We start from the raw sequence: 12,456 nt of genomic DNA, 5'->3' as shown, positions 1-12,456 counted from the left end.
GGGCCCGGCAAGGGAGACTGCCGATCTCGGTGACAGGGACGCCAGGGGCAGGAGGCCCCACAGGGAGAGCGGCATCGGGACGATGCCCAGGAAGGAGCGATACCGCCACGACGCCCGCGTCGTGGCGTTTTTCGTCAGGGATCGGGGGGCGCTTCCAGGGTGAGGGTGACGACATCCCCCCGCCGCAGCACCTCGCCCGGCGCAGGGTCCTGTGCGGCCACTATCCCCAACGGGGCACCGGAGGGCTCCACGGCCGCCTCGAGGCGGAACTCGGCGAGCAGCTCCTGGGCCGCCGCACTGGCCATCCCGATCAGCTGCGGCACCGCCACGATCGGCAGCTCCTCGACGCCCGCGGGCGGCGGCACCGGTACGATGCGAAAGCGCAGCGATGCCCCGATGGTGGCCTGATAACCGAAGCGATTCTGATACCCCGCATCCACGGGGGCCGCGTAGATGGCGATGCGCGACGCGCCTGCCCGCCCCGGGGAGGAGCTCCCCGGCCGGGTCGCCTGGCCTTTCCCGGAGACCGAGCCGGAGAGCGAGAGCGCCACCTTCACCTCCCCCTCGGTCTCGGGGAGGGTATAGAAGGTCGGCTGCCAGCCACTGCGACGCAGCAGCGCCATCGCCTCGTCGCTGTCCCGATACAGCGCTTCCAGCTGAGCCAGCGCCTGCTCGTCCAGGGCGCGTTGCGCCTGTGCCACCCCCTGGCCCACCGAGGCGATGATCTGGCCCAGTGGCGCGGCCGTCGTGTCATTGATCAAGCGCTTGATATCACTCATGGCCTGCCTCCTCGGTCTCGGATCCCACGGCGACCACGACCCCGAGTCGCCCGTTGGCCTGTGACAGCGCCGCACCGGGGGCAGGCTGCTGCTCGACGATGGCGCCGGAGGGGTGACGCTGGCTATGCCGCTCGATCACGTCCAGCCGCAGCCCGGCGGCCAGGGCCTGGCGTCGGGCCGACTCGAGGGTCTGGCCGATCAGATCGGGCACCTCGGCAGACGCTGGCGTGCCGCCGAGCCGCGGCGGATTGAGCCGCAGCACCAGCTCGGAGACGTTGTCCGACAGCACCTCCCTGGCCTCCACACTGTCGAGCGGGTGGAAACTCTTGCCGCCCTCCATGACCAGGCCGCGAATGCGCAGCTCGGCGGAGGCCAGCTCCATCCCCTGCTCGGCCCGGGCCAGGTCCAGGGCCCCGGAGATGGTCGAGGTCAGCCGCTCCATGGGTGGCGACGTCGCCACCGTCTTGCGCAGCTGGTCAAGCTGACGACCCAGCCGCTCACCTTGCTTCTCGCTCTGCTGCAACGCCTGGTCGAGCTCCTGGATGCGATGTTGGCGCAGATCGACCTGGACCTGCAGCTGCTCCCGCTTGGCGGTCTCGGCGCTGAGCATCTCCATGACCACCGCGGTCTTGCGAGACTCCAGCCTGCCCGGCGCCACGCCGCCGGTTTCCGGCCGAGCCGACTCGATCGTCGACCCGGCCCCCGTGTCAGGCGACAGGGTGTGAAGGGGCGTCTCCAGCACCAGATCCGCCATGTTGACGTTCATCCCGGAGAGGCGTTCGGGGCGACGACGCGAGACAGAGGGCGCCGACACGCCGGCGCCCGGCAACATCACCACCTCGCCGAAGGCGACATTCAGCACGGTACGCGCCATGTGGTAGCTGCCCTCCTGGGTCAGGACCTCTGTCGGGTCGGTATTCGCCTTGACCAGCCGCAGCGCCGGCGCGAGCTTGCCCTCCCCCTGCAGCCCGGTGCCGATGGCAAGCCTGCCCTCGTCGTTGGTCGTCGACCTGTTCAGCCCCGTCCATCCCCTGCCGAGCTGATACACCTGGAGTTCCACCACCTGATGGGCGGCAGGCTTTCGGGCGGCATCCAGCAGGCTGGCGGTCACGCGAAGCTTGATGGTCATGAGAGATCTCCCGGCAGCAGCACCCGACCGATCGCTCCTCGCGACTCCACCTGCACGACCACCTGCTTGCGCCTCAGCGAGGCGAGCTCGACGACCAGATGGGCGCTGCCGTCCTCACTGGTGGTCAGCCGCTGTGACGGCAGAATCGACAGGCGCTGCTCGGCCGAGGGCCGATAGCCGAGGAGTCGCTCGGTCATCTCGACATCCACCTGCAGGGAGACGGGGACCCCTCCCAGTCGCTCGCCGGCCATGCTGGACACCTGGATGTCCAGCCGCTGTCGCCTGGCGCGCCCTTCCATGTCGGACAATCCCAGGTCCAGCAGCGTCTCCGGTCGTCCCCCATGCGCCGGCACCGTGGCCAGGCGGCCGGAGATCGACGAGGTGATGCGGGTTTCCCGCCCGGCATCATCAAGGTGGCGGCGCGCCTTGGGGAGCAGCCTCAGCCTGGTCGGCTGGTTCGCCTCGCTCTCCTCGCTGAACTCCACCTCGAAGGCGAAATCGAGATAGGGGATCTCGTAACCATGCCCGGCATCGCTCGTGCGCGCCGCTTCCGTCAGCGTCCCCTGGGCATCCTGCAGCGCATCCGCGAGCCCCACCAGCATGTCGCGCACCGCATCGGCCGCGATCTCTCCTCCCTGGCTCATGACTCCTCCTCCTGAGCTTGTCGTTGACGCCTCGCCCGGGCGAGGCGCTGATCGTCGGTCTGCTGCTCGCGCCGCTGCTCTCGCCGGCGTTCGAGCGCGCGTTCCCGGGCCCGCTCGGCCCGCCCGTCCAGATCGCCAGAGCCTCCGTCCACCACCGAGAGCAGCCGTTCACGCCGCGCCTCGTAGGCTCGGGTGGGCGTGGACGGGTTCACCGGCGGCGCCTCCAGCGCCTCGCGACCGCGACGCTCCCACGCCTCGAGCCCCGCCGTGATGCGACGCGCCACGGCGTCGAGCGCCTCGAGGTCGGACCAAGACCGCCCGGGCTCGCGCATGCCGCTGCGTGGCGGGGGATCGCCCAGCAGACGCTGGCCGGTGCGCACAGGCAGCGTGGGATCATCGGCGGCGCGCTCGGGCAAGCCTGGCTCGGCCGGCGTGAGCTCGCGCGCCGGGGGGCGAGCACTCAGGGCGTCACGCCGCGACGCCCAGGCCGCATCGGCCCGACGGCGCTGCGAGAGGGGGGTGACGGGAAAGCGGGCATCGGCCTCCCCGGTCGGCTCGCTCCCGCCGGAGGCGAGGCGCCGCATCCTGGCCTCGAGTTCGACGCGCTCCCGCTGCAGGGCCACCAGTGACTCCGGCAGGGGCGTTGACGCGGCCTCCGACGCCACGGCGTCGGAGGTCGTGTCCGACGCCGTCTCCTCCTCAAGGGACGCCCAGCTGTTTCGCGGCATCGGGCTACTCCGGTTCCGGCTCGGTGGACAACATGGCGCGGATGCGCTCCTCGAGGATGGCCGGCGCGGGCACGGTCACCAGCTTGGTGCGCATCAGCGAGCTCCCCTCGGCCGAGTACTGGTACTTGCTCGAGAAGCTGGCCGAGACGGTGGAGACCTTCATCTTGGCGCTTGCCGACAGGAACCCCACCTTACCGCTCACCGAGGCGTTGACCGTGGTGCTGCTGCGCTTGCGCTCGCTCTCGGTGGCCATGGAGATCGACATCTTGACCTCGATGAGCGTGTCCACGAACTGGTAGAAGGTCGGCGTGAACCCGAGCTCCAGCAGCGAATAGCCATCCGGGCTGTCATCCCCGATCCTGACCAGGTTGGGACGCTCGCCGGAGGCCGTGCCCTCCTCCTCGTCCTCGGGCGCATAGCCGGCCATCAGCCGCGCGATCTTCAGCGACGTGAGGTCGAGTTCGTACTGTGCCTCGGCGATCCCCACCCCCATCGACTTGACCATCTCCGGGAAGGGGACGTTGAGCAGATCCTGTCCAACGGCCATCACGAACCTCCTTCGGCGTCGTCACCCTCGGGGTAGATCTCCGCCAGGCGCCGCCGCCGGGCTTCCTCCTCGACCTCCATGTAGCCGCGGATGCGCTCGGTGAGTACGGCGGGAGGCGGCACGGGCACCATCTTGGTCCGCAGCAGGCTCGCCCCCTCGGCGCTGTAGCTGTACTTCTGGGAGTAGGTGGCATCCACCTGGGTCGTCTGCACGGAGGTATTGCTGCGATAGGACTTCGAGCGCTTCACCCCCGGCGGCCAGGTCAACCCGACCCGGGTGCTGCGGCCGGCACTGCGCTGCCGGTCGCTGGTGGCATTCGAGGTGGTGCGCTCGTAGGCCCGCTCGCGGGTCATGCGGATGGCGATCTTGACCTCGATGATGGTGTCGACGAACTGGTAGAAGGTCGGGGTGAAGCCCAGCTCCATCATCGACAGGCGCGTCGGTACCCGGATCACCTTCTCGGCCAGCCGCTCCCCACCCACCTGGGTGTCCAGCGCGTTGGAGATGTCGGCGTTCGCCGAGGTGTCTCGACTGAAGTTTCTGAGCGGTTGCACGGCGCTTGCGCTGCCGCCCTCTGCCTCGGCCATCTCCTTGATGATCTCGAGGACCACTTCCTTGAGGCGGATCGAGTCCTCGTCCAGCGCCCCGGTGAGCGAATCGTCGAAGATGGCGTAATAGAGCGCCTGCTCGACGGTCATGTACTCGTAGCCGAAGAACACGCGGCTGTCGTCGAAGGTCTGGTTGCCTCGGCTGTCGATCACCGACTGCAGGCCGCCCATCATCTCGGCGGTGCGCATCGAGCTCTGGTCGAGCTGGTACTGGCTGTCCGCGATGGCGAAGGCCATGTCGCGGATCATGTCCCCCATGGGAACATCGAGAAGGTCCTGTCCAATGCTCATGGTCGTTCTCCTTCTTGTTGACCGGTGAGGCCGGCTCACTCGCTGTCGGCGTTACGCTGCTGGCGCAGGAGCGCCATGAACTGCTCGGGCGGGGGCAGCGACACCAGCCGGGCCGCGATGGATGACATGCCGGACGCCTCCATGGCGTATTTCCTGGCGTAGCTGACCGAGACGGTGGCGGCCGCCATGTAGACGCCGGTGTTGACGCCGCCGGTGACGGAGGCCCCGACGGAGGTATCGGTCGACTCGCTCACCGTGAAGCTGAGCCGCGCCTCCACGGTCGCCTCGGTGTAGGCGTAAAAGCTCGGCGTGAAGCCCAGCGCCAGCAGGTTGTAGGTCTCTCCGCCGATCTCGACGTCGGTCTCCCCCATCACCTTGGCCATCTCCACGGCATTGCGATCGAGGGCGAACTGCCCCTCGGCGATGGCCATGCCGAGACGCTCGACGATCTGCGGCAGCGGCGCCGTGACCAGGGCACGGGTCGTCTGGGTCCCGGCACTCATGAGCGACGCTCCCGCTGCAAGGCGTGAATCGCCTCGACGAAGAGCTCAGGCGGCGGCACGGAGGCCAGCCGGGCGGAGATCTGGCTATTGCCGGTCACCGCCATGTTGAACTGCCGTGACTCCCGCTTGTCCACGCTGACGCCGATCGCCACGGCGGTGCTGGAGCCTTCGCGACTCTGGACCTGGCGCGTCCGTGAGCGCGAGAACTGCTGGGTCACGGTGAGCCCCTCGCTTCCCGTCAGCTCGATCTGTTCACTGGTGGCGCTGAACAGCTTGATGTCATAGGTATCGCTGGCGCGCATCACCTCGACCACAGGGCCCAACGGGTTGGCGCGCAGGGTGCTGGTAGCGTTGAGATCGGCCGCCAGATGATGCGCGTAGGCCTCGGCGGCATTCGCCGCATGCCCCGCCACCGCCGCGCCGCTAAGGGGAAACGCCTGTCCCTCGACGGTGACGGAGAACGCCGACAGGTCGGGCGAAGCCGGTTGCCAGAGGAACACGAAGCCGTTGCCGGTGCCGCCACCCTGCAGGTCGGGCGCGACGCCATCCAGCAGCGCGCTGCCCTCGCTGCGCAGCGACAGCCAGTAGTAATCGCGTTCGGGCGTCATGATCCAGGTGGCTCGCCACTCCTGATTGGCTTCCCCATCGTCCTCGTTGGCGTCGTCGGCACGGCCCTCGCCGCGGCTGTCCACCAGATCGATCTGGCTCTCGCTGACGCCATTGGCGATCAGGAACTGCTTGACGAAGCGTCCCCGCTCGCTACCCAACTCGAGGTTCTTCTGCGCCGAGCCCTGCCGGTCGGTCATGCCTTCGAGTCGGACACGGGTACCCATCTGGGCAAAGCTGCGCGCCAGTACGGTCAGGGCGCGTCGATCTTCCTCGCCGCGAAACTCCGCCTTCCCGGTGTCGAAGTAGACGGCCAGGCTAGGCACTCCCTCCTGATGAGGAGCATGCAGTCTCGTGGTGAAGCCGCCGGCCGCGTCGACTTGGCTCTTGACGTGCTCGGCATAGGCCGCGAGGTCACCCTGGGCACTGGTCGAGACCGTCGTGCCGCTATTCAGCACGTAGTCGGTAGCGGCGTCGTCGCGGATGGCCAACAGCCCGTTGGCCGTGGCGGTGAAGGTGAAGGCCACCGAACGGGACGTCGTCAACACCTGGCTCGCCGGCGCGTCACTGGAGATGGCCAGTGAGGTCTCCGGCGGCGAATAGACCAGCGCCTCGACCCCCTGACCTCCGACCAGCTGGTCCAGCAGGCTGCCGAGTCGGGCGCGAGGCGCCTGGCCGGCGGGCACCACCTGGGTCCCGTTCACCGTCAGCGTTCCGGTGGCATCGGCTTGGTACTCGAGCCGTGCCTGGCGCGTCTCGACCCGCGTGCCGCTCTCGCTTTCCGATTCGGAGGCCGACGACGCAGCGTTCTGCTGGCGGGTATCGCCCAAGCTGGCGCTGGCCGAGAAACCGAACTCGTCGGTCTTGCCCACCTCGAGGCGTAGCTGGAGGGACACCGAGACATCGGCATGCTGGTAGTGGTAGAAGGCGGGCATCAAGCCCAGTTCCAGCAGCGAGCGCTCGCCCAGGGAGTCTTGAACCTCGGTAAAGGCCTTCATCTGGCGCACCGAGTTCTCGTCCAGTTCCTTCTGCGCCTTGGCGATGCCCAGCCCGAGTTCCTTGATGAACTCGGCCACGCTGGCATCCGCCAGCACCTCGCCAGGCGTCATGCCGTCGTAGTTGGCCATGTCATGTCACCTCCTGTCGGGAGAGGTCGGGCGGCAGGGCTGCCCTGCGCGCCAGATCGGGCCGCACCCTGGCGCGGCGAACGGTGTAGTAGCCGTGTCGAGACAGGGCCTCGGCCAGCGTCTGGGCGGTGATGGTCAGCGCTCGGCGCCGCCAGGCCTGGAGCTCGGCCGCCAGGGCGAGCCGGTCGGGATGGGCAATGGCCACCGCCCGCTCCAGCTGATGGTCGGCCTCGGCCTCGCGCCCGAGGAAGAGCAGCAGGATCGCCCGTCGCAGCGTCAGGGTCGCGTGGTCGCGCCGCTGCAGGGGGGAAAGCGTCCCGCGCCGCTCCAGCTCCTCGCAGGCGGCCACGGTGAGCGCCAGGGCATCGGCATGCCGGCCCTCGCGCTCGAGGCTCTCGAGGATACAGTCGGTGTAGTGGCGAGCGAAGGGCGTCGGGGCCGCCATCTCGCCGGCCAGTCGCAGTGCCGTCCGATAGAGCTCGAGGGCACGCCCGTGGTCGCCGGCGAGCGCCGCCAGCTTGCCTTTCTCCGCGATGGCCAGGTGGCGAAGGTGCGGCGAGCCACGCTCAAGATTCGTTGCCGTCATGTCATGTCTCCGGAGGTGGGAGCCGCATCGACGAAGCGCGTCCGGGCGCCGGCCGCTGCCAACTCATGGGCCAGCACCCTGGCCTCGAGGTCCGACAGGTCGGCCACGATGCGCGAGGGGATCCGCAGCGTCTCGCTCAACCCGAAACGGGTCAGCACGGCCTTAAGCCGCGCCGCATCCGAAGCGGCCAGCAGTTCGATGCCCGCGCGCCCGAAGCCGCTCGGCTCGCTGTCGATCGCCAGCCCAAGCGCGCGTGCCTCATCGAGGCATTGCCGTGCGTGAGCCTCGTCGCAGGCCTCGGCGAGGGCCAGGGGAGGATGGGCGAGGACGCGAGGCCCCACTCGGGGCGGAATGCCGAAGCGCTCCTCGAGCCAGGCCAGCACGTCGCTGGTGGGTGTCGCCTCGGCGGTCAGCACCAGGTCCCAGCGCATCAGGGCACGATTCACCAGCCGGATGCCGCCCTCCCGGCCGAGGGAGGACCAGAGCGAGCGGGCCTCGGCGTAGGAGAGCCCCAGCGGGAGCCATCCCGGACGAGGCGTCTGCTGCTTATCGCGCAGACGCGCCTGCAGCCAGGCCGGCACGCTGGCGTCCGGAGCGAGATGAAGATCGAAGGGCCCCGCGTCGCTGGGGGCCCGGGTGACATGGGCGCCCTCGCCGAGGCGTCGGGCGAGGCTCTCCACTGCCGCCGCCCCGACCCCGCCCAGCACCACGCCCGGCGGCGTTGCCAGCAACCCGAAGGCACGCTGGGACGAGACACCGAGGAAGGTGGCGAGTGACTCGGTAATCGCCGCGATGCGCGCGGCGTCCTGCACCTGGATGGCCACGTCGAGGCGGGAGTCATTCGGCAGCACCTCTCCGTGGGGGACCACACGGGATTCAAGACCCAGGGAGGCCAGCAGCCGGTCGAGGGCCGTGGCGGTATCGGCGTCGAGGTCATCGACGAGGACGGTGGGGGCTTTGAAGATGGCGTCTGCCACCTCGGTAACGGGCCTGACGAGCCCCTCGGCGAGGGCACGCAGGGCGGCGGGCGTCACGTCACCGGGCGAGGTGACGACGACCTGTAGACGCGACGGGGACACGGCCAAGCTGCTGGTCACCCCTATCCTCCTTCCACGAGTAGATCGTGGACCTGGAGATTGGGCGCCTCGTGGGGTGCACATGGCCTCTGACGGTCATCGGCGAGGCGGGGCGCCGAATCAGCTAATCACGCCTTGAAGCTAAGTTCAGGTCATCAGATCCGTCAAACTCCAGTAAGCGGATTTGTCATGCTCCTCTGTGCAGGTTAGTCACACCACCCGGGCACGCCGCGGCGGATCTGCTTCGAGAAGTCGGCGGCGTCATGGGCCTGCCGGGCGCGCTCGGTGATATCGCCGAGGCGGCGCAGCTCACCGAGGCTATAGCCGTCGACGAGGCCGCCATGCTCATGGACATAGCCCGGCAACAGGCCGCTGAGCAGCAGACGATGATCCAGCGGCAGCCCCTCGATGATCCGGCGCATCATGACGAACACCAGGGTCGTGCAGTTGGCGGTGACGGTGTGATAGAAGCGCGGCTCGCGAGCGAGGTCGTTGGCCGAGGCCACCAGCGCCAGCAGCAGGCGGCGACGCGCCCTGGCCGAGAGGGTGACGTGGTAGAGGGTCACCCGCTCGCCGCGCACGTTGCTGCGCAGGCGCACCGCGTCGCGCTCGTCGGCCGCGATGATCGCCAGCTCGTACTGCTTGAAGAAGCCGCCGATCTCCGAGAAGCGCTCGTCGCGGGCGCGGCGCACCTCTACCGAGAAGGCGACGAAGTCGTCGGCTCTGCCGTCGTCGCCGGCGAAGCCGAAGGAGATCAGCACGTGGGCAATGCCCGGCCGCCCCCAGCTCGAGACGATCAGGTCCACCGTGCTCAGGCGTTCGAGATCATAGCTGCGCCGCTCCCAGCCGCCCACGGCTGTGTCCCGCGTCTGCCAGTCGAAGTGGCGCACATGGTGCAGGGTCAGCCGCTCCCCGGCGACCCGGCCGGTAGCGAGATGGGCCACGTCCTCGGCCCAGTCCCGATCCTTTAGTGGCGCGAGCCGCCGCCACCAGGCCAGCAGCCCGACCAGCTGCACGCCCATGCCCACAAGCGGGGCAAGATAGGCGCCCTGCCAGGCCAGCCACAACCAGATCGAGCCCGACAGCAACCACAGGCCCACCCCGACCCACCGCCAGGGCCGCGCCAGCGTAAGGCGATGGCCCAGGGCCAGCGCCCCCCACAGCGTGGTGATCGCAAGCCCCAGGAGCAGCAGGCCGTCCAGCAATGCCGTGATCATCGTCGTCCTCGCGAGCCTGATGGCGCGAGGCTACCACGGCCGCGATGCCGGGGGGCAACGCGATCCGCCCCGAGGCTCAGAGGGCGGTCAGCGAGAAGGGGGGTGTCAATAAAGGGCTCAGACCCGGCCGGCTTCGGCCCAGGCCGCTCGCCAGCCATCGATCAGCTGACGCTGATGGGGTTGCAGCGCCTGATAGGCCCAGGCGGCGATTTCGTCATTCTGGGGATCGGGCACGTGGATCTCGCTGCCGGCCAGCGCCTCGATGGCCGCATGGCCACACAGCGGTACATAGCCCTCCGAGTAACCGCCCTCGTGGACCATCACCAGCCGGCCCTGGCAGACCCGCTCAGCGAGCGCCATCAGTTGGCGGGTCATGTCGCCGAAGGCCGCGCTGTTGAGCAGCATCTTGCCCAGCGGATCCTTGGCGCAGGCGTCGTAGCCGCAGGCCACCACGATCAGCTCGGGCCGGAAGGCCTCGATGGCCGGCAGCACCAGCTCGCTCATGGCGTGTGCATAGGCCCCGAGGCCACAGCCCGGCGGCAGCGGCAGGTTGAGGCAGGCACCCTCGCCGGCCCCCTCCCCCTGCTCCTCGAAGGCGCCGGTCTCGAGCGGGAAGTTGCCCGCCTGGTGGATCGAGACCGTGAGCACCTCGGGGTCGTCGTAGAAGGCGGCCTGCTGGCCGTTGCCGTGGTGCACGTCCCAGTCGAGGATCGCCACTCGCCCGACCTGCCCCAGGGCACGGGCGCGCATCACCGCGACCGGGATATTGCCCAGCAGGCAGAAGCCGCGGCCCCGATCGGCCTCGGCGTGGTGGCCGGGCGGCCGGCAGAGCGCATAGGCGCGCTCGACCTCACCGGTGGCCACGGCCTCCACCGCCGCGATGGCCAGTCCCGCCGACTGGCGCGCGGCGGCCAGGCTGCCCGGGGTGTAGGGCGCGCAGTCGCCGCCGTCGCCGCCCAGGCCCCGATCCCCGGCCTCGAGCGCGTCGAGGTAGCGCGGCGTGTGGAAGCGCTCTAGGTCCTCGCGGCCCGCCGGCCCCGGCTTACGCACGCTGAGCTCATCGATCAGGCCGGAGACCTCCAGCAGGTTCTTGAGCCGCCGCTTGCTCTCCGCGCTCTCCGAGGCCGGCTGGGGCTGCAGGAACTCGCCGGGAGACGAGAAGATCCCGATAGCGCCCGGGTCGTGCCAGAAGCAGCGCTCATGCCAGTAGAAGCCGACGCCAGGCGATCCTGCGGCAGGCGATCCTGCGGCAGGCGGACCTGCGGCCGGCGAACCTGCGGCCGGCATCGACGGTCCGTGCCCCGCCGTCATGAAGCGCCCTCCAGCCTCTCCCATACCTCGATGGCCGCGGCCAGATCCTCCAGCGAGGCACCCACCGACTTGAACAGGGTGATCGCCTCGGGCGATGAGCGCCCCGGACGCTCGCCGCGCAGCAGCTCGACGAGCTCGCCGCGGATGTCCTCGAAGGCGAAGCGCCCCTCGTCGATCGCCTGCAGGATGTCCCCCGCCTCGCCCCGGGCGCCGGGATAGGTGTCCACGAACACCTCGCTGCGCGCCAGGCACTCGGCATCGGTCTCGCGCATGCTCGGCCGGAAGGCGCCGATCAGGTCGAGGTGCGTGCCGGGCGAGAGCCAGTCGCCGCGGATCAACGGCTCGGTGGAGAGGGTCACGCAGCTGACGATGTCCGCCTCCCGGGTCGCCGCCTCGAGGTCGGTGACGGCGGCCGTGTCGAAGCGGTCCGCATACTCGGCCGCCAGCCGCTCGGCCTTCTCGGGATGGCGCCCCCAGATCCGCACCCTCGTGATGGGACGCACTGCGGCGTGGGCCTCGATCACCATCGGCGCCAGCCGGCCGGTGCCCACCACCAGCAGGGTCGCGGCGTCGTCGCGGGCCAGTTCCCGGGCGGCCAGCGCCGAGGCGGCGGCGGTCCTCCGCCGGGTCAGCTCGCCGCCGTCGAGGCAGGCCAGGGGGCGCCCATGGTCGCCCTCGCTGAGCAGGTAGACGCCGGAGATGGCCGGCAGGCCGTGATCGGCGTTCTGCGGAAAGACGTTGACCATCTTCATGCCGATGTAGCCGGCCCGCTCCCAGGCCGGCATCAGCAGCATGGTGGCCTCGCCGTCCGGCCGATGCATGGCGTGGTGGTGACGCGGCGGCGACTCCACGCCCTCGCGAAAGGTGGTGGCCAATCGCTCGATCAGCGCCGACCAGTCAAGCGACGCCGCCACCTCCTTGTCGGTGATGATGCGCATCTCAGCCCTCCGGGAGTGCCGCGGTGACCATGATCTCCACCTTCCATTCGGGCTTGGCGAGCTTGGCCTCGATGGCGGCCCGCACCGGCGGGCGCCCCGGCACCACCCAGCTGTCCCAGGCGGCGTTCATCTGGTCGAACTCGGCCATGCTGGTCACCCAGATCTGGGCGGCGATCAGCTGCTCCTTGGAGGTGCCGGCCCGGGCCAGCAGGTCGTCGATGCGCGCCAGCACCTGCTCGGTCTGGCCGCGCATGTCGGCGCTCGGGTCGCTGGGTACCTGGCCCGCCAGGTAGACGGTGCCGTTGTGCACGGTGATCTGGCTCATGCGGGCGGTGCTGTCGTGATAGGAGACGGTCATGGCGTGGC

Annotated in this window: 14 protein-coding genes; all 14 read right to left on the bottom strand. The window is 69.6% G+C overall.

Features of this window, described 5'->3' with window-relative positions:
* Positions 1-134: 134 nt before the first annotated feature.
* Complete coding sequence (locus ABE957_RS12200; RefSeq protein ID WP_349758968.1) at positions 135-779, bottom strand: PASTA domain-containing protein; 645 nt, start codon at positions 777-779, stop codon at positions 135-137.
* Complete coding sequence (locus ABE957_RS12195) at positions 772-1,908, bottom strand: PASTA domain-containing protein (RefSeq protein WP_349758967.1); 1,137 nt, start codon at positions 1,906-1,908, stop codon at positions 772-774. Before ABE957_RS12195 ends, ABE957_RS12200 begins: the two co-directional genes overlap by 8 nt.
* Entirely contained in the window at positions 1,905-2,552 is a 648-nt protein-coding gene (locus tag ABE957_RS12190; RefSeq protein ID WP_349758966.1) for a hypothetical protein, read from the bottom strand. The genes ABE957_RS12195 and ABE957_RS12190 overlap by 4 nt, the downstream gene beginning before the upstream one ends.
* Positions 2,549-3,280 carry a hypothetical protein gene (locus ABE957_RS12185; protein WP_349758965.1) on the bottom strand — a complete coding sequence of 244 codons (732 nt, stop codon included), beginning with the start codon at positions 3,278-3,280 and terminating at the stop codon, positions 2,549-2,551. The genes ABE957_RS12190 and ABE957_RS12185 overlap by 4 nt, the downstream gene beginning before the upstream one ends.
* A 4-nt stretch (positions 3,281-3,284) precedes the next feature.
* A complete protein-coding gene (locus ABE957_RS12180) occupies positions 3,285-3,827 on the bottom strand; it encodes a hypothetical protein (RefSeq protein WP_349758964.1) in 543 nt (180 codons plus the stop codon).
* The gene (locus ABE957_RS12175; protein ID WP_349758963.1) at positions 3,827-4,726 is read right to left on the bottom strand and encodes a hypothetical protein; all 900 of its coding nucleotides are present in this window, start codon (positions 4,724-4,726) and stop codon (positions 3,827-3,829) included. Before ABE957_RS12175 ends, ABE957_RS12180 begins: the two co-directional genes overlap by 1 nt.
* A 35-nt stretch (positions 4,727-4,761) precedes the next feature.
* Positions 4,762-5,229 carry a hypothetical protein gene (locus ABE957_RS12170; RefSeq protein WP_349758962.1) on the bottom strand — a complete coding sequence of 156 codons (468 nt, stop codon included), beginning with the start codon at positions 5,227-5,229 and terminating at the stop codon, positions 4,762-4,764.
* The gene (locus ABE957_RS12165; protein ID WP_349758961.1) at positions 5,226-6,962 is read right to left on the bottom strand and encodes an OmpA family protein; all 1,737 of its coding nucleotides are present in this window, start codon (positions 6,960-6,962) and stop codon (positions 5,226-5,228) included. Before ABE957_RS12165 ends, ABE957_RS12170 begins: the two co-directional genes overlap by 4 nt.
* A 1-nt stretch (position 6,963) precedes the next feature.
* Positions 6,964-7,548 (bottom strand): hypothetical protein, encoded by a 585-nt coding sequence (locus tag ABE957_RS12160; protein ID WP_349758960.1) that lies wholly within the window; start codon positions 7,546-7,548, stop codon positions 6,964-6,966.
* Positions 7,545-8,645 (bottom strand): hypothetical protein, encoded by a 1,101-nt coding sequence (locus tag ABE957_RS12155; protein WP_349758959.1) that lies wholly within the window; start codon positions 8,643-8,645, stop codon positions 7,545-7,547. Before ABE957_RS12155 ends, ABE957_RS12160 begins: the two co-directional genes overlap by 4 nt.
* A 185-nt stretch (positions 8,646-8,830) precedes the next feature.
* Positions 8,831-9,841 carry an Lnb N-terminal periplasmic domain-containing protein gene (locus ABE957_RS12150; protein WP_349758958.1) on the bottom strand — a complete coding sequence of 337 codons (1,011 nt, stop codon included), beginning with the start codon at positions 9,839-9,841 and terminating at the stop codon, positions 8,831-8,833.
* Between the two features lie 117 nt (positions 9,842-9,958).
* Positions 9,959-11,128, bottom strand: coding sequence for a class II histone deacetylase (locus ABE957_RS12145; RefSeq protein WP_349758957.1), 1,170 nt, complete (start codon positions 11,126-11,128; stop codon positions 9,959-9,961).
* 20 nt (positions 11,129-11,148) lie between these two features.
* Positions 11,149-12,090 carry a bifunctional Delta(1)-pyrroline-2-carboxylate/Delta(1)-piperideine-2-carboxylate reductase gene (gene lhpI, locus ABE957_RS12140; RefSeq protein WP_349758956.1) on the bottom strand — a complete coding sequence of 314 codons (942 nt, stop codon included), beginning with the start codon at positions 12,088-12,090 and terminating at the stop codon, positions 11,149-11,151.
* Between the two features lies 1 nt (position 12,091).
* The gene (locus ABE957_RS12135; RefSeq protein ID WP_349758955.1) at positions 12,092-12,448 is read right to left on the bottom strand and encodes a RidA family protein; all 357 of its coding nucleotides are present in this window, start codon (positions 12,446-12,448) and stop codon (positions 12,092-12,094) included.
* Positions 12,449-12,456 lie beyond the last annotated feature (8 nt).

The sequence above is a fragment of the Halomonas pelophila genome, from assembly GCF_040196315.1.
Taxonomy (GTDB): Bacteria; Pseudomonadota; Gammaproteobacteria; order Pseudomonadales; family Halomonadaceae; genus Halomonas; species Halomonas pelophila.
The sequence above is the reverse complement of the archived record's forward strand: the minus strand, read 5'-3'. Positions and strand labels throughout refer to the sequence as shown.

What these genes read in the sequence shown, in the direction of transcription:
- ABE957_RS12145 (WP_349758957.1), bottom strand. Translation starts at nt 11,128, where the DNA reads ATGCCGGCCGCAGGTTCGCCGGCCGCAGGTCCGCCTGCCGCAGGATCG.
- ABE957_RS12170 (WP_349758962.1), bottom strand. Translation starts at nt 5,229, where the DNA reads ATGAGTGCCGGGACCCAGACGACCCGTGCCCTGGTCACGGCGCCGCTG.
- ABE957_RS12195 (WP_349758967.1), bottom strand. Translation starts at nt 1,908, where the DNA reads ATGACCATCAAGCTTCGCGTGACCGCCAGCCTGCTGGATGCCGCCCGA.
- ABE957_RS12200 (WP_349758968.1), bottom strand. Translation starts at nt 779, where the DNA reads ATGAGTGATATCAAGCGCTTGATCAATGACACGACGGCCGCGCCACTG.
- ABE957_RS12185 (WP_349758965.1), bottom strand. Translation starts at nt 3,280, where the DNA reads ATGCCGCGAAACAGCTGGGCGTCCCTTGAGGAGGAGACGGCGTCGGAC.
- ABE957_RS12165 (WP_349758961.1), bottom strand. Translation starts at nt 6,962, where the DNA reads ATGGCCAACTACGACGGCATGACGCCTGGCGAGGTGCTGGCGGATGCC.
- ABE957_RS12160 (WP_349758960.1), bottom strand. Translation starts at nt 7,548, where the DNA reads ATGACGGCAACGAATCTTGAGCGTGGCTCGCCGCACCTTCGCCACCTG.
- ABE957_RS12175 (WP_349758963.1), bottom strand. Translation starts at nt 4,726, where the DNA reads ATGAGCATTGGACAGGACCTTCTCGATGTTCCCATGGGGGACATGATC.
- lhpI (WP_349758956.1), bottom strand. Translation starts at nt 12,090, where the DNA reads ATGCGCATCATCACCGACAAGGAGGTGGCGGCGTCGCTTGACTGGTCG.
- ABE957_RS12180 (WP_349758964.1), bottom strand. Translation starts at nt 3,827, where the DNA reads ATGGCCGTTGGACAGGATCTGCTCAACGTCCCCTTCCCGGAGATGGTC.
- ABE957_RS12190 (WP_349758966.1), bottom strand. Translation starts at nt 2,552, where the DNA reads ATGAGCCAGGGAGGAGAGATCGCGGCCGATGCGGTGCGCGACATGCTG.
- ABE957_RS12135 (WP_349758955.1), bottom strand. Translation starts at nt 12,448, where the DNA reads ATGACCGTCTCCTATCACGACAGCACCGCCCGCATGAGCCAGATCACC.
- ABE957_RS12150 (WP_349758958.1), bottom strand. Translation starts at nt 9,841, where the DNA reads ATGATCACGGCATTGCTGGACGGCCTGCTGCTCCTGGGGCTTGCGATC.